This is a genomic window from Microcoleus sp. AT9b-C3 (assembly GCF_036705485.1).
GTDB lineage: Bacteria > Cyanobacteriota > Cyanobacteriia > Cyanobacteriales > Microcoleaceae > Microcoleus.
On the sequence record NZ_JAUBUR010000003.1, the window covers coordinates 209,690 to 227,480 of the forward strand.

The 17,791-nt window shown below is 42.8% G+C and carries 10 protein-coding genes and 1 pseudogene; 5 read left to right on the plus strand and 6 right to left on the minus strand.

The annotated features are described in order from the left end of the window. Positions 1-540: 540 nt before the first annotated feature. From QUB77_RS04415 to QUB77_RS04435, 6 genes are all read right to left on the minus strand, one after another. Positions 541-3,114 (minus strand): ATP-grasp domain-containing protein, encoded by a 2,574-nt coding sequence (locus tag QUB77_RS04415; protein ID WP_333170054.1) that lies wholly within the window; start codon positions 3,112-3,114, stop codon positions 541-543. A gap of 39 nt (positions 3,115-3,153) precedes the next feature. Further along, on the minus strand, positions 3,154-3,531 hold the full coding sequence (locus QUB77_RS31670; protein WP_333309498.1) for an ectoine synthase: 378 nt from the start codon (positions 3,529-3,531) through the stop codon (positions 3,154-3,156). A gap of 642 nt (positions 3,532-4,173) precedes the next feature. Next, entirely contained in the window at positions 4,174-6,435 is a 2,262-nt protein-coding gene (locus QUB77_RS04420; RefSeq protein ID WP_333170053.1) for a sigma-70 family RNA polymerase sigma factor, read from the minus strand. 202 nt (positions 6,436-6,637) lie between these two features. Further along, positions 6,638-7,792, minus strand: a complete 1,155-nt coding sequence (locus QUB77_RS04425; protein ID WP_333170051.1) for a NarL family transcriptional regulator — start codon at positions 7,790-7,792, stop codon at positions 6,638-6,640. Positions 7,793-8,137: 345 nt separating this feature from the next. Beyond that, the gene (locus tag QUB77_RS04430; protein ID WP_333170049.1) at positions 8,138-9,286 is read right to left on the minus strand and encodes a hypothetical protein; all 1,149 of its coding nucleotides are present in this window, start codon (positions 9,284-9,286) and stop codon (positions 8,138-8,140) included. 70 nt (positions 9,287-9,356) lie between these two features. Continuing rightward, a complete protein-coding gene (locus QUB77_RS04435; RefSeq protein WP_333170047.1) occupies positions 9,357-11,021 on the minus strand; it encodes an ABC transporter ATP-binding protein in 1,665 nt (554 codons plus the stop codon). Positions 11,022-12,143: 1,122 nt separating this feature from the next. On the opposite strand from QUB77_RS04435, the gene QUB77_RS04440 reads away from it, so the two are divergent. The 5 genes and pseudogenes from QUB77_RS04440 to QUB77_RS04460 form a co-directional block, all read left to right on the plus strand. Beyond that, positions 12,144-12,281 (plus strand): pirin family protein, encoded by a 138-nt coding sequence (locus tag QUB77_RS04440; RefSeq protein WP_333170045.1) that lies wholly within the window; start codon positions 12,144-12,146, stop codon positions 12,279-12,281. 239 nt (positions 12,282-12,520) lie between these two features. After that, the gene (locus QUB77_RS04445) at positions 12,521-13,372 is read left to right on the plus strand and encodes an ABC transporter permease (protein WP_333170043.1); all 852 of its coding nucleotides are present in this window, start codon (positions 12,521-12,523) and stop codon (positions 13,370-13,372) included. Positions 13,373-13,550: 178 nt separating this feature from the next. Then, positions 13,551-14,963 carry an ABC transporter ATP-binding protein gene (locus QUB77_RS04450; protein WP_333170041.1) on the plus strand — a complete coding sequence of 471 codons (1,413 nt, stop codon included), beginning with the start codon at positions 13,551-13,553 and terminating at the stop codon, positions 14,961-14,963. Positions 14,964-14,978: 15 nt separating this feature from the next. Then, entirely contained in the window at positions 14,979-16,499 is a 1,521-nt protein-coding gene (locus QUB77_RS04455; RefSeq protein WP_333170039.1) for a methyltransferase, read from the plus strand. Positions 16,500-16,541: 42 nt separating this feature from the next. Beyond that, positions 16,542-17,791: pseudogene (locus tag QUB77_RS04460) on the plus strand (glycosyltransferase); the annotation flags it as partial.

Sequence of the window (17,791 nt, forward strand, 5' to 3'; positions counted from 1 at the left end):
ACAAACTCCGAAGAGAACGCGGTCGCGGTCGCTTTGCAAACCTTCATTGAACAACAGTTCGATTTCCTGTTGCGTAAGGATTTTGGCTTTTCCGTGTCCCTCTATTTTCACATTGGTAACAAGTTAAGACTTAATTGCATTTGTCAATCAGTAATATTACTCAAAAAAACTGCTTTTTTAGGAGTGGAAAATTTACGATTTGAGAGGGAGTAGGTATAAATATCACCCTCGGCACGATCGCACGATCGCCCAAATCTCAGTTTTATGCCCAAAATCCGAGTAAATGTTGAGCATAATTGCTGATTGACAAATGCTTTCTTAGCTTAACTTGTTACCAATGGGTTTCAATGTGAGTGCTAAGCAGTCGAAAATCCTGTAGCTCTTGCTCTGGCGAGCGTAGCTATGGTCTTTATCAGAAACACCACTGACAGAGTGTAATGTACCTGCCATCATCGCTGGCTGTCTCATTTGTCAGATTTCCTTGCTTCTCGACACTGGCAAGTAAATAGATTCCTAGCTCCGAGTTGTAGAGCCAATAATTTACTCCTCACAAATGAACCTATATTCTTCCCTTGTGAGATAATTCTCCTCTAAAAACCGCTTCATTTTCTGCTTTCCCTCTGCAATATTTTGGGAACAAATCGCTACAGAAGCATAAGGAACTTCATATTTTTCTTCAGCGGGTATTTCTTTCTCTAAAATACTGATAAAGAAATTTGAATCTGACGACAACTCTTTCAGCTTTGCTTCATCTATTACATCCTTATGTAAGGATCTATAACAAAGAAAACCATTGTAGCAGATTCGTGGTAAACTACTTTGATTCACGAAGGGTTTTATCCGGCAAGCAATTAGGTAGGAATACAAAATTAGGTTGACATCCCGTATATTAAATTGCCATTTAGATACATAAAAACCACCCATCCTCGCATTAATTTCTAAAATTTTTACTCCCAGTGGTGTATAAATTACGTCTACACAAAAAACACCATTTTTTAAGCCAATATCGTGGCAAGCTTTCCAGGCTGAATGAATCAGATTTTCTTGTTTTTCTCGGTCTAGTAAACTAGGCATGATTTCTGTCATTTCCTTACAGAGAGTAGGCAGAGTGGGTCCATTATCAGTGACATAACCAGCTACCAACTCACCATCGAACATGATTATATCGACATCATGTTCAGAGCCTTGCAGGTAAGGTGTGACAAATATTTGATAGTTAAAACCCATGCCAGGTTCCTGTAATGTAGCAGATTGAAAATAGCTTTTGTAGTCTTCAAATTTAGCTAGTAATTCTTCTTCTGTTTGAATTATCTCTACACCAAAGGAAGCAGCCCCAGTATCTAACTTAATTACTAAAGGATAGTAATGTTGCGGAATCTTGTGGATATCAGCCATATCCTTTAAATTGAAAACTTCAACACCATTTGAGAATCCTTTAGCTTCATGATAGGGTTGACCGGGTTCAAATGATAAGATTTTTTTATGAGTTAGAAACTTACTTTTAGCAATGCTTGCCGATTGATAGCTGTTGGTTGGTTTCCCTAAAAAACTAGCGACTAAAGAGGACAAAGGTACATTATCTTCCCAAAACGTAACTACGCCATCTATAGGCGTGTGATGCTTGTGAACAACTTCCACAATAGCTAAAGCATTTTCAATGTCTTTGGTATGGTCATCAATGTCAATTTTGAAAAACTGGGTACTGTAACTGACAGCAAAATGTTGAGGATCGCTATCGACCAAAATGATATTAATACCTACTTGATTGGCAAATTCAAAAATGTTTAGCTTTGAGTATCCTCCACCGCCAATCATCAATATATTCTTGCCTTTTAGCATATATTGATAGGAGCGGTATAACATCGTTTCCACCCATTTATCGAGGATGTCAGTCCGGTTGGGGGAATGTTGCACTTCGTATAACTGCAAGGTGCTAATACAATCGCGCTCGTTGACTTCAATCAAAATTGGCTCTAATTGCCCATTGTAATTTTTCAAAACAACATCTAAACCAATAAAATCAGTTTGTTTGTTTTGGGGTACATGGGTTAAATATTGTGTTTCGTAGCCAATAATAGACTCTAGTACCGCTTTACCTAATTGCTTAATCTTGTTAATTAGTTGATTTTTATCCTCGCTTGTCAACTGAAGCAAGTTACACACATAGTCAATTGAAAAACTTTCAGAAGTATTGGCATTGATTGGTTGGTCAACGTAGCCTAGATTACAGATAATGCCGGAAGTCTCGACAACGTTATTGGGGCGACGGGTTACAAATACCCTCAGCCTCGAACCCAGCTTACTATTCTCAGTAATACTTGAATCGATAAATTCCTCTACAAGCAGACAATCATTGTCTTGGAGTGAATCCAAACATTTCTTAAAGTTTTCAACAGCCCTATCCAGATTATCTTTTGAATCAATAGTGCATAGTCGGCTTCCCATCCACCTTGCTCCAGAAGGTTTAATCACAAATTTAGAAGCAGGAAATGCTGTCAGATATTCTCGGATTTCATCACTAGAAAGATTTCTAGATAGGGAAATCAATTGAACTTTTGGAGTGACGGGATGATGGCTATATTTTTCCAAAGAAAAGCCAAAAGCCATCGTTGGGGGTACATTGATATTTCTTGCAGCAGCAAGTAAGCGAGTATGCAGTTTGTTATTGGTATATTTTTCCAGTTCTATACCACTTGATATTGGGCAGTCCGCCAGTCCCTCATAGAACTGAAATTTTTGAGCCTTCTCTTGGTGAACTGGTTCATAAAAACTGAAAGCCGCTTCGGTACAAAAGTTACATAGAAAAGTTATCCTCTGAGGAGTTTTGAATTTGGTATGAAAACATTGACCCAATTCATTCATTGTCATCCCTTCAAGGAGGTATAATACAGATTTATCACCTTCTTGAACGACTTTTACCCAAGTTGGGTCAGGCACAATAAAAGCACATTCCGGCAAAATTTTACTGGCGGCTAGCAGCAATGTAACCCTTTCATTTGGTAAAGCAAAGAAAACAATGCAGGGTTTATTATCATCGGAATCTTGTTCTATATGAGATTCTTTTAGCGCCTTCAATTTATAACTTTGAAGAACTGAGTTAAGTGCATCAAACATATTTAGCTATGACTCTAAACTATTAGGGTATTCTGAAGCTTAGTAACAGGAACTTCCGCTGCTTTGAAGGTTGTGTGATTCATTTCCTTGCAGAGGGGGAGTAAATACGCATACAAGTCGCATGGTACTCGTGGCTCTCAAATAATGTTTATCATGCTTATCGAGAGCATACATAGTGCCAGGTAGAATTGGATATAGAATCCCCTCTGCCTCTACTTCACCTTCTCCTTCGATACAATAGCAAGCTTCCATGTGATTTTTGTATTCTAGGAGTGATTCAGTGCCTGCGTTAATGATAGTATCTGTGAGTGAGTAGCCCATGCCATCTCTTTCTAGAAGAAACCTGCGACTCTGACCATTTCCCCAGGCAACATCTCTTGCCGTATTAATAATTTCACTCAGCTTCCTTATGATCATCTCTTGTTTAACTCCGGTAGTATATTGACCTGTTAGTTTGCTAATGGAAGACGAATTATTGCGATCGCGTGATCGAATTTTCCAAAAAACCGAATTGATGAAAGCCTGCTAGACTTTCAGTTGGGAGAATAGGTAGGGGTAATGGCGTAGCCCTGTCAAGGTGGTAAATTTAATGAAGAAAAATCGTTGTTTCATGTAGGGGTTTGGTCTCCAAACCCTCTTGATGATGTAGGGGTTTGGTCTCCAAACCCTCTTGAGGCTATCTCATCGAAGCCCCTACAAATACACCTTGACAGGGCTAGGGTAATGGCGTTCCTCACCGCTTACACCCGTTGCCTCACCCGCCGGGAGGTTCAAACTCCTACGCGAGCGCACGAGACAGCTTGGTGTGATAGGTTTGAATTGCACCTCGCGTATCGAATTGTCTATTGTCGCTAAGGATCGTTTTCACCTTTTATGTGTGAAATGAGTGACTATGCAGTGTGCTAAAACCAGAAGGATCAAAGAGGTGATAGTGAAGCGCTGCTGCGAAGCGCAGATCCCTTGATGGAAAGGTAGTGCGATAACTCTCTGGTTAAAATGGCTTTGACTCAAGATGAGAGTAACTGCTCACCGCAACTACGTTGCGGTGAGCAGTTACAGTCAAACTTCATTTAAGGGTTTGTTTTTGTTTATGTGCATGTGTATGTTGTAAAGACCATCAGAGGCATCCATCAAAGCATCCAGGGCAAAAGAAACTGGAATTTTCGCGGAAGTACTTTGGATTTGGAAACCCAATGGATTTTTGTTCCAATGCCCCTCCTGCCGATAGACCTTTGGGTCTTTTAGTCCATCATCGCCAGCCTGTTGGTTGTTAGAGAACCGGGGACAGTCGAATGCCCACATGAATCCTTCACTGGTTTCATTTTTCTGCATTCCGATAGCCATTGAACAACCTTCCATAAAGGTATTGTCATTTTCCCAGACGATTACCGCATAATAGCACACAGAATCAAGAGTCTCGACTGGCTCAAATCCAGGAGGCACAACCACTTCACCGGGCTTGACCATTTTAGGTAAAGTAAAATCTAGATTCTGGTTATCGCCACAGATCTTGGCATTTGAGAGATATTGTCCTGTGGCTTTCCAAGAATTAATGTCATCCCAATTAAAAATCTGCAACCGAATGGTATATTTTCGGTTCAGCCAGTTCCATAAATACGCCAAACCAATAAACACGATAGCAAATACCAGACAGGTTGCCACAGTGCTTAATGCAGTGGCGGAGATGTTGAAGGCGAATGCTTCTAAACCGGCTTCGGCAGCAGCTTCAGCGAGATACAAAGCGAACCTAGTAAACAAGAAGCCAAGACCGTCAGCGATGATGCTGGAAACCGCTCTGGCTACAATATAGGCAATCACTGACTCAACCAAAAAAGTGGAAAGGGTCAAATTGTAGGTTTGGATACCGATAATTTGACTTGATTTACTATAGGTGCCTACTTGAACCACAGCTTGATAGGTTCCGTCCTTAGCTAAGGAGTTACTTTCGGTGTAAGCCCACATAGACCCAGTCTGGGACCAGCTCATATAGAATTGTTTGCCATCTTTTTCAACTTTCGTCCAAGCTTTTTCTTTATTTTGTGCAACATTGTCATACACTGCTTGAAGGTCTTTCTGAGCGTTTGCTTCCAACTTTTTGATTTTGGCAAAGTCGTTGCTTTGATAAATCTCCTTCACTGCCTTGTTCGCCAACAAAATAGGGGTACTCTCGGCACTGACTTCACCTTGTTTCGGAGAGGATGAGATACCAGCGTTGGCATGATATGCCCGGTACTTGGGTAATTCAAGGTGGGCAGGTCCGACAATTTCCACATCACGGAAGAAACTGGGTAAGGACTCTTGATTCACAGACATTGGGTTCATAGTTTTTACTTTTTCCTTCTCTATAAGTCCTTGTTCTGTATATAGGACGATTGCCAAAGTCAACTTCTGAATTTTTGGGTTTAGTCCAGCTCCGTAAAAAGGATACAGAACTCGTCTAGACGATAAAGGGCTCACTTCACCCAGTACCGCCTCAACGTGCCGACAACCATCCCTCTTTACTTCTAACTTCCCATCATTAGTTGCCGCAGCCATCACTGACTCAGACTGCTGCACATCACGCTCTACCTCGATCGCTTCTTCACCCCCAACACTCTCCACTTCCTCCACCGCAACGGATAACGTCACCGTCTCGCCCACAATCGCTTCAACTCCCCCATTCCCTTGAGACATTTCCCCAATTGCCGACTCCGTTGCTGTCGATGAAACAGACTTATCCTTATCCGTCGCCTCCTCCTCGATAAAATATCCCCTCAACTCCTCTCGCAGAATAGCCCGCGCCTGGGATATGCGCTTGCAGACATTCTGGTAGGAAATCTCTTGCTGTTGGGCAATCTCTGGATAAGACAATTCCTGATAAAAGTGCAGGATAAACGTCTCGCGCAACCGAGGAGGTAAATTGTCAATCGCACGACGAATCACAATCCTTTTTTCGCCAGTCTCCAAAGCAATTTCTGGCGTATCCTCACTCCGTAGCAGCCCTTGCTCCTCACTCGAAGCGTAACCTTCTATATCCTCAACTCGATTCGCCCCCCGACTGCGTTCACGATAAATGTCCACGCACAGATTGCGAGTCAGTGTCGTCAGCCATGCCTTAAAATTAGAAATTTCCCCCGCCGCGTACTTTTGCACCTTTTCCCAAGCCTTGAGCATCGCCCGACTCAACGCATCTTCAGCATCAGTCGGATTCCCCCCCATCCACTTAATACAGCAACGGTGAAGATAATCTTGATACTGCTGCCATTGCTGCCAAAACCCTTTCCCTAAATCTTCTGAACTTCCCCGCAGGGACGACACACTAACTGTTTGAGTATCTGACATAAATCAATAACTGGTAGCGAACAGAATTAAGGCGAAATAAGACAATAAACGACTGGCGTGGCACAGCTAAAATAGTGCAATAAATTATCAGTTTACTTCTGACTTAATCAAGGTTTTTCTAATGCAACATTTAAAGCGTGTCACGCCATTACCGTGCTTTAGTATCGAGATTCTAGTGCGTACTCATGGTTAGCAAGCTTTCTTATCCCTCAAGCTCATCTTCTTCCAAAGGTTCAGTAAAGCCGTATTCTTCCAGTTGACCGTCCCGCCGCACATCGCAAGTTACACAGTGAAATGACCCGCCGAAGGTATAAACGTGACGGAAATCAACCGGAATTACTTTAAATCCCAAATCTTTGAGGAGTTTCTGCATAGGTTCTTCCTGCTTTTCCACAAAAATTGTTTCGGGATCTAAGCTCAAAATATTCATGCACACCCAACTGCTGCACATATACATAGGCCAGTTGTCGGGAAGGGTGGAGGGGGCCGCATCCACTAATTCCCAGCCAGCTTTCTTAAAAAGCTCGGTTTGAATACAACGTCTTGCGGGGTTCACTAATGCTAATCCCGGTCGAAGTGGTACGAGTGAGGCATCAATGTGCATGGGATTGAGGTCTGGGAATTTGACCACATGAACCCGGAATTGGTCGCCTAGATGCCGTTTGAGCCAGGTAATTCCTATTTCGTTAGTGACGTGACTGCGCTGGACAAATAAATCTCGCCCAAAGCGTACAATATCAGCAGCATCAAAACTGGGTTCAAGTTCTCCCGTCACAAATTGCCCTTTTTCGGTGAGAGCATACCGTTGGTCGATGGGTTTTGTGGCGTACTCAAGATCGTAAAATTCGTCTGACATGGAAGGTTTAGGTGCCGGTGTCCACTTTGCCCCCCGTCGCAGGTACTCCACCATTAAGGAACGGTAAGCACGGTATTCAAAAAAGCGCGATCGCCAGGCCATCGGTGCTTCAATAATTTCATTGCCAACGACGATCAGCACATCGCGGGGCATTGTGGCATAAAAACCAGAAGCTTCAAAATCTGGAGTTTTGTAGGTTTGGGAAAAGTCGATGCGATCGGGTCGTCGAACAGTGACCCCTTCAGCTTCTAAAACCTGACAAAACTCGTTCAGTTCTTTAGAGGCAGCTTCCACAAGTTCTTGGGGGAAGGGTTGACCGCCATACTTTTGGAAAAACCACAAGTTTTGGGGGGATGTATTTGTCAGGAGGGCAGGCTCTAACTTCGGAACTACCGCGCCCTCTACGCAACCCACAATAACTTCTTTGAGAGGGTCCCATTCGTTGTAGCTGTTAACGACTGGAAGTTGCCGTTCAGATACTATGTTAGGGATTGGTTTCAACTGCAACACTTTTTTAACTCCTGTAATAAGGGTAAAGGTTATTTTTTTGATTTGCTACATTCTAAAGACGATTTCAGAGAAAAATTTCTGATTTTTTTGCCAATAAATTTCCCAATAATATCAAGAAAGTTATTTTCTATTTTTGATTTACAAATGTCAATAACGAATATTTGGCTCATCAATTACCCTAGAAGATAAAATGAGCCATTTTTGTTGATATCGCCTTCAATCAAAAATACTTATCGAAAATCAAGGAAGGCTGTTTTACTGTTTTAAAACAGCCAATCTTTAGGAAATTGTCACCAGCTTCAGTTTTTGACTAGGACAATAAATGTCGGTGTACTTTCACGCTGATTTGTTCGCCAGTTGTAACTGGGTAGACTGTCTAGCAAAAGCCTCAGCGATCATTTCTGACATCAGTTGTGGAAACGGGATGCCAGCAAGGTGCAAGATCGTGCCAACAGAAGTAGCGCCAAGATCGTTATCATCGAACGTAGAGAGAGGATAAGAAGAAATACCACAGTTAGGATTCACCTCCAAAACAAACAGTTCTTGAGAGGCTGTGTCCATGCGTATATCTACCCGTGCATATCCATTACCACCAACTGCACAATAAGCCAGCTTACTTAACTCACAAAGCTTGTCATGCAAGTCAGAACCAACCAGTCCGTAACGGCAAAACGGTTCTTCTGGTGAAAAGAGAGAACCCTCTTCATATTTTGTCCAGTACCAATCGTAAGCCAAAAAACGTTGAGTTTTAGGGAGATTGGAGTGAAACACCCGTTCCGCAGGTGGATAGATTTTGATACTCTCTGGCTGCTGGCTGGAACCCAAAAGAAAGACTGTAAACTCACGACCATTGATGAAGCGTTCCACAAAAATACTGTCCGGCGGGAATTGCATATCATGCTGTCCTTGGAGCAATCGCTGGAGTTGTAAACTCACCTGTTCATCGCTTTCGACAACTGACTGCAAAGAAATCCCTCGGCTTGCAAAAGAAATCGCTGGTTTCACAATCAAAGGAGTACCAAGACGTTCGCAAACTCCCTGAACGTGGCTAGGGTCTGCAATGACTTCGTAGGGAGCCGTAGCTACATCCTCCTCAACAAAAGCACGCTTCATTCTGAGTTTAGATGAGCAGAGATAATCAAAGGTAGAATCTGCACCCGTAAAGAGAATGCCTTTTGCTTCCAGTAGTTTGATGACGCAAGTGCCAGGATAGTTAGGATCTTCATCCCCAGCACAAAAGTTCAGTACCATTGGAATGTACTCTTTGCTGGAAGCAGCCACCTCCTCAACAACTTCGTGCCTATTTTCAAAAGTGATTGGCTGCCACTTCCACTTGATGCCGAGTTCGGCAAAGACATCTGCCAGTTCTTGACGAGTCGCAGGGGTGTCGTAGTCTTTACTCTCCCATCCTTTTTCTGTAATGCGGTAGGGAATAAACGCCCAGACAAACAGCTTACTGCTAGGCACAGGTAATCTTTGTAACATTGAGATTTTCTCTATTAATTGATTGCCAAACTGTGGCATAGATTCCTCCTAGTTAAATCAAATCTGTAGGTTAACCACTAACAACGAGACACCCTTTATCCATCACGAACATGACATCTGCACGCAACGCATGAGCCATTTTGTGGGTAATGACAATCACTGTGCATTTCTGGGCAATGCGCTCTAAAGTTGTCATAATTTCCACTTCTGTTGCGGGGTCTAGCGCTGATGTGGCTTCATCCAGAATCAGAATGGCTGGATTTCTCACCAACGCCCTAGCTAAAGCAATTCTTTGCCGTTGTCCCCCTGATAGCTGTCCCCCCCTGTCGCCAACAGGAGTGTCATAACCTTGAGGTAAAGTCAAAATAAAATTATGAATTTCTGCGGCTTTCGCTGCTGCCTCTACCTCTTCATCACTTGCCTCCAGATACCCCATACGGATGTTTTCCCGCACTGAGCCATTAAACAAAATCACCTCTTGAGAAACCAGTCCGATTTGAGAACGCAGTGAGCGTATAGTGCAGTCGCGCAAATCAACTCCATCCAACAGAATGCGTCCCTTATCCGGGTCATAAAATCGTGTCAGCAAATTGACAATTGTACTTTTGCCCGCGCCACTCTGACCGACAAATACCGCAAAGTCTCCTTGGCGAATCTTCAGCGATAGATTTTTCACCCCCCCTCTATCTTTGGAGTAGCTAAAGCTAACATTATCAAAGTAAATATCACTCTGAAAATGTGGCAAATCAATCGCGCCCGGTGCTTCCTGAACTTCAGGGATTTCCGCCAAAATATCATTGATACGTTGCAGTCCTGTCACTCCATCAATTAAATAAGGCAGCCCCCAGGTAAAGTTGAGGATAGTTGAATGCAAACCGATCAATAGAACCTGATACGAGACAAGTGTCCCTACTGAAATCCAATTCCTGTAGGTCATCACCGCGCTAATACTCAAAATAACAAGCTGCACTAAGACAAAAGCGAGACTGGGAATTCTTTGCACTAAGCTAGACAGAAATTTCGCCCGGACATAAACTCGCTTCAAGTCATTCAACTGGGCAGAAAAATCTTTTGAGACTCGTTTTTCTAGACCGAATATCTTGACAACGGGTTGGGAGAGCAGATTCTCTTCGATTACGCTGGCGATGTGTCCTTCCTTTTGTCGCAGATGATAGCCTTCTTTGGTGGCACGACGGGCAACGTTGGCTGGTGCAATTGCACAGAAAGTCAAACCGATGCAACTTAGAACAGCCAACTGCCAGTTAAGGGAAAATAGGAAAATTACCGAAAAAAGGATGTTACTCAGGCAAAAAATAACAACTGGCAGACCAAGGATGAAACTATTTTCTACCTTCTCTGCATCCGCCTGGAAACAGTTAATTATATCCCCGGCGGAACGTCGCCCAAAAAACTCCATTGAAAGGTTCTGGATGCGCTCAAATAGAGAACAGCGGATGTTGTTGAGTAACAGAATGCCCAATTGAGCTGATAAAAAATCGCCAAGCAAGCCAACAACGATAAATACAATCGCTCCGCCTCCCAAGAGCAATAAAATCCAAACCAGAAGACTATAATTTTGAGGAACAATGGCTGCATCGATAATAAACTTGAAGCTGATCCTCATTGCTGATTCAAATGCGGCCTCAAAAATCTGACTGCTACAAAGGAAGATAGCTAGCCATCTATAAGGAGCAATATATTTATTAATTACCCTCACAAAATTCAAAAAACGCATTGGGCTTTGACATAAATGGGTAATATTTGTCCGTATAGCGAGCCTAAATCATTTATCTAAATAGATAGGATAGGGGTAGTGCCAAGAGTACCTATCTCGGAGCGATTGGGACAACCAAACGGGGGATTGTTCCTAGAAAAAATCACACCATTTATTTAGACGCGCTATATTGCTTTTGTGTGGGTCGAACCCTCACTTTCACTTGGAAGACAGCTAACTGCACCCATTGTCCTCCCAAATCTTTCGGCACCTTTCAAAAAGTTGGCTCGGTACGAAATTTCTTGCCGGACGCTGCTATTGCACCCATACGTCCGCTCTTGAATGCCTAGGCAGCAGTAATACTCGGATTTTTCGAGCTACTACCCTCTGTAGATTCAATTTAATCTTTTTGCCGGCTGTACTCCTCAGTCTGTTTGTTGGTCATCTATCTTTAGACATATTTAGCTTAATTCTTTGGATAGATGCCTGTCAAGGGAAATCAATAAAGTTTGTGTAAACAAAAGGTAATGGAAGGTAAAAATTCAACATTTCCTGGTTTTGGACATGAGTAACGTAGAAAAAGCTTGAGAAGAAATGCCCCAATTTACTATTCACTTCTAGAGCAAATAGTTCTTGAGAGAATTGGTACATCCTTATATCCCTCCGTCCATAGGGGATTTACTGATATAAAAATGATGGACGCACTATTCTGTAAATTACGAGCTAAACAATAGCCGTAATTTTACTGATAGGTGCGATCATCGCGCCCACTGTGAACAATAGGTCAGTAATTAAGTAGAACCCCCTTTTGTAGGGTTAAACCTGGATAATAACTGTATCGTTCAAAAGTTATGAAATGCTATTAATTGCTTCCACAGCTTTTGAGACGCATCTTATCTCTATAATATTTCCTCTCCCCTGCCTTTGTAAGTCGGAAAAGTCGGATCGTAAAGTCGGAAAAGTCGGATCTTGCATAATCTATCGAGCTCAGCTTAGGTGAAGATCGGCAAAAAAATAGTTGCACGCCATATCACAACTTGTCTCTTAGTAGCCGGATATCTTTAATTTCCTAACTTTTCGCTTTGTTGCTAGTCGTTAGTGTCGGGAGTGTTCAAGAAATCCGTCAGGCGTGCGGTGAACTAGATGACGGCAGGGCGAGGCATTGTCCACTCCGAACGCACGCCCCAGGACGAGCTCCGTAAAGAAGCCATCCTGCACGCCATCCAAACCTGGGTGACACTTCCCGATGAACACGAAGGGCGTTGCTTAATCAGGGTATGAAAAAAATAAGTTGAAAATCCATAAGCTTTGTAGATACTGGTTTCTAGGATTTGCATATTTAGTCTTTCATACCGTACATCAGCAACGCCGAAAGAAGAAGCCCAAGCCAGGGTGGCCGATGCTTGATCAAAGCGGCGGGGCTGTGGAATAATTGCGGTTTAACAAAAGCTGCACAATTGTAGCTTGAGTTGATTTAGGTGTGAAGGTAGTGAACGAGGGCGAAAAAATTGCTGAGAACGGTGAAAGGAGTTGCCCAAAAAGCCCGAAGGCTGGGCCGGCGGCGGCAGGCAAGTACGCCCCGGCGGTGGGCGAAGCTGAATCTGCTGGCAACCTTGGTGCGCCGGGACTTGGAAGCTCAATACAAAGGCTCGATTCTGGGCAATTTGTGGCCGCTGCTGAATCAGCTATCGCAATTGGTGATTTACACTTATGTATTTTCGATCGTCCTCAAGGTCAAGCTCAGCCTTGCAGGCTTCCCGGAAAACAGCGACATTACATTTGGAGTCTGGCTGTTTGCAGGTTTGTTGCCTTGGAGTGCCTTCACCAGCGGTTTGATCAAGTCGGGAGTATCGGTGGTGGGGCAGCCGAATTTAGTGAAAAAAGTGGTATTTCCTCTCGGTTTGCTGCCGCTAGTGCCGATTTTTACAGCTTTTATTGAAAGTTCTCTGGGTTTAGCAGCTTTGATTGTGATAGTAGCAGTGTCGTCGCAAAAGCTCAACGCTACTTTATGCTTGCTGCCGCTGGTGTGGGTGCCTCAGTTGCTGATAACTGCTGGTTTGGGATATTTGACAGCGGGCTTGACTGTATTTTTGCGAGACATTCCTCAGACATTAGGTGTTATTCTAAATTTTTGGTTTTATTTGACGCCGATCGTCTACCCAGCATCAATCATCCCCCAAGAGTGGCGGGCGTGGATATTTTGGCTGAATCCAATGGCCGCCATCTCAGAGGTTTATCGAGACCTCATACTGCTTGGAGAAGTTAAGCATTGGGGCGAATGGAGTGTCGCAACGCTAATTTCTGCTGCTATATTTTGTGGAGGTTTGGCGGTTTACCGGCGTTTGCGTCCCGCTTTTGCTGACGTGCTGTAAATTTATTTGATATCTACAGTCAATCTAAAATCTAAAATCTCAATCAAGGTTTGTAGTGAGGGCTTTAGTCCTCATAAAAATCAGAGAACTAAAGTCCTCATTACAAATCTATTTTTAGTGAGAACAGCCATAATATCAATCTAAAATCTAAAATCTAAAATCTAAAATCTAAAATCGGATGACAGAAAATGTAATTTCACTAAAAAATGTTTCCAAATGTTTTAAGCGGTACGATCGTCCAGGAGACCGCTTAAAGGAAATTATTTACCCCAGCAAAAAACTGGCTGACGAATTTTGGGCCCTACACGACATCAATCTGGAAATTCCTCAAGGACAAACTCTGGGAATCGTCGGTCGCAACGGTTCGGGAAAAAGCACTCTCCTGCAAATAATTGTGGGGACGCTGACTCCTACTGCAGGAAGCGTGGATGTTAAAGGGCGAGTCTCCGCTTTGTTGGAACTTGGAAGCGGGTTTAACCCGGAATTTACCGGGCGACAAAATGTGTTTTTTAACGCTCAGTTACTGGGATTCAATCAAAAAGAAACTGAAGAAAAATTTGACGATATAGCTGCTTTTGCTGATATTGGCGATTTCATCGAACAGCCAGTCAAGACTTATTCTAGCGGTATGTTTGTCAGGCTAGCTTTTGCCGTTGCGACTAGCGTCGAGCCAGATATTTTGGTGGTTGACGAGGCGCTTTCGGTGGGCGACGAAGCTTTTCAACGCAAGTGTTTTGCCCGCTTGCAAAGCATTCAGGAAGGTGGGGGAACAATTTTATTTGTTTCTCACGCTGCTACTTCTGTGGTGCAACTTTGTACCTCGGCAATTTTAATGGATAGCGGTGAATTGCTGCTCGCTCACACGCCGAAGGTGGTAATTTCTAAGTATCAAAAGCTGATTTATGCCGATCCGGATCAGGTTCTGGGGTTGAAGTCAGATATTCGAGCTTTGAACCAACTGACAAAACAGGAAAGTCAAGATCAGCTTCAGGATGCTAATTTAGAAAGCACAAAGACGGAAGTTAAACCGGAGCAACATCTCTCTAAACCCAAGGAATATTATGATGAATTTTACGATCCGGGGATGATACCGTCGAATACGGTAAGGTATCCGTCTCGCGGAGCGGAAATTATCAACCCTCACATCGAGACGCTGAAGGGAAATGTGGTAAATCACTTGATCGGCCGTCAAGATTATATTTATACTTACTCGGTCACTTTCTCCCGCTCAACTTCCAAAGTTAGGTTTGGAATGTTGATTAAAACAATTAGCGGTTTTGAGTTGGCGGGTGCTTCTTTGAAAGCTTCTACTCAGTCAGTTAGGTATGTGGAAGCAGGAACGACAATTGTAGTGAAGTTTCAGTTTAAATGTTTGCTGAATCCCGGTGTTTATTTTCTGAATGCTGGGGTTGTGGGAACGGTTGATGGAGATTTAAGTTATCTGGATCGCTGCGTTGATGTGGCGATGTTTAGAGTTCAGTCTTGTACTGAGTCCTGCGGTAACGGCATCGTTGACTTGCTGATCGAACCATGTTTAACTGTTGTTAATGCTGATTCTCTAGTGAAAGAGCAGTCAACAGAGGTTATCTAAAATTCTGTAAAAACAATGAGCGATATCAATTTAGATTTAGTCCAAAATCCCGTAATCAAAGCATTTATTCAAGATCAAGCTAAGTTTCCCGAAAATTTTAAACTGAATATCTGCGAAGACGATGAAATGTATTTGTTCAGCTTGAACAACGTCAAAGACGATCGCGATCGGGCCTTGGTGCGATATTATTCGATCGGGCGTCGCATCTTGGATACGGTTAAACAAGTTGTGGAATGGCATTTTGGCAGTTTTGAAAAAGTACCTTCTTTTCTAGATTTTGCCTGCGGTTACGGTCGATTTACCAGATTTTTGATTCAGGAAATACCGCCGGAACGAATTTGGGTTTCTGATATTTATGCTAACGCGGTTAAGTTTCAAACTGAATACTTGGGGGTCAACGGTATTGTCTCAACTGGAAAGCCAGAAAATTATTTAATTGACCGCAAGTTTGACTGCATTCTGGCTAATTCTTTTTTCAGCCATATGCCGGAAAGAACTTTTACAAGTTGGTTGCAAAATTTGTACGATTTGTTGACTCCTAACGGCATTTTGATGTTCAGCGTTCACGATGAGTGTTTGCGCCTACCCAATATAGAAATGCCGACAAATGGTATTTTGTTTAGTGCTCAAAGCGAAAGCCAGTCTTTAGATAAGGAGGAATACGGCACAACTTATGTAACAGAAAAGTTTGTGAGAGAATGTGTCGAGCGAGTTAGCGGAGGCAAAGCTTTTGTTCACCGCATCAAAAAAGGCATCTGCCGCTTTCAGGATTTGTATGTTGTCACAAATGAGCTAGTTAGAGATTTTTCGGAGTTGAAATTCAATCATCACCCGGAAGGATATATTGATGTTGCTGCTTTTACGAATAAGGAGAATTTGTATCTGGAAGGATGGGTAGCTGATGTGAATTTCGGCGGTCGAGTTGAGGATCTGCAAGTGCTAGTAAACGGCGAGGTGGTACAGAGGTGCGAAGCTTTTTACGATCGCCCGGATGTGGCTGGATATTTTGAAAATGATGGGGCTTTGCAGTCGGGTTGGAGGTGCTATTTACCAAAAAACACTGTGGCGCTGCAGGATGTGTTAATAGTCAAAGCAATCAATAACTATGGTTTGGAATGGATTCTGGAAACTTGCACTGTTAAATCGCTGGTTAACCAAAGACAATCGCAGTCTTTATTGGGTTCTACTCAGACAAAACTTAAATTACTCGAGACTCAGTTAGAGTCGGCTAGGATAGAATGGGAGCAAAATCAAAGTAAGTTAATGATTACTGAAACAAAGCTGGAAGAATCTCAAACAAGTTTGCAAGAAGCTCAAAGTCAATTAGTTTCAGCTCAAACGCAATTGGAGCAAACTCAAAATCAGTTAGTATCTGTGCAAATGCAGTTGGAAAAAACCCAAAATCAGCTAACTAATCTCAAGCAAGAACTAGAGCAAGCTAAGTGTCGAGTTTTAGCAATGGAAAGCAGCAAGTTCTGGAAGCTCAGAAGCGCGTGGTTTCAAGTCAGGCGATCCCTGGGCTTAGCGGGAGAGTAGCGAGTAAATTTGGTGTGGGAGTTAGGGCGAGGGAGATAAATTGTGAGTATAAATGACAGCAAACCGTCGGTTTTTATTGTTACCGGAATGCACCGTTCCGGTACTTCTTTAACAGCTTCTTTGTTTCAGAAAGTCGGGGTTGATATTGGCAAAAAGTTAGTGGGCCCGGCCGACGGAAATGTGAAAGGTCATTTCGAGAATGTTGATTTTGTGGAGTTTCACAAAAGTGTTTTGCGATCGCACGGTATTGATGAACTCGGATGTACGTTTGAAAAAACGATTCCGGTAGCAGCAGAATACGTGGAAATCGCCAAAAGGGCGATCGACCAAAATCAACTTCCTCACAAACATTGGGGTTGGAAAGACCCGCGAACAGCCCTTTTTTGGGATTTTTGGCTGACTTTACTCCCCGAAGCTAATTTTATCTGTGTTTATCGATCACCCTGGGAAGTCGTCGATTCCCTTTACCGCCGGGGAACCGATGTCAGCTTGCTGCAAAATCCCGAAATGGCAGTAAAAATGTGGATTCACTACAATCAAAAAGTTTTAGAACTTTACGAACGTTTCCCCCATCGCTGTCTGCTAGCCAACGTTTACCCGATCGGCCACACTCCCGAACTTTTTATCGAACGAGTAAACGAAAAATTTAATGTTAACTTAAGTGCAATACCGGGTGACAATTTTGAAGAATCTTTATTAGTCAACGATATTGTCAAAAGTCACAGACCGAGTTTAATAGAAAAATATTTTCCCGAAGCATTAGAACTATATGAACTTTTGGAAACCAAAGCTGGTAATCTGAGCAGTGAGTCGAAAGGTGCGATCGATCAAGTTATTCATTTCCCAGCATCTCCAATTTGGCCATTTGAAGATTGGCTAAAAATCCGCTTGCTGGAAAAACAGCAAAAAACTAGCTCTTCCGAACTCAAACAGTGGCAAGAACAATTTCACCAGGCCCAGGCAAAAGTTTTGGGATTAGAGACAGAATTAGGAGCAACTCAAGTACAGCTTGCAGGCAAAGAATCAAATTTTCAAGAAGCTTTAGCAAAACTCCTCGGATTAGAAACAGAATTAGGACAAACTCAGGTACAGCTTGCAGGCAAAGAATCGCAATTTCAAGAAGCTTTAACAAAAGTCTTAAAATTAGAAGCAGAATTAGGGCAAACTCAGGTACAGTTTGCAGGCAAAGAATCGCAATTTCAAGAAGCGTTAGCGAAACTCCTCGGATTAGAAACAGAATTAGGACAAACTCAGGTACAGCTTGCAGGCAAAGAATCGCAATTTCAAGAAGC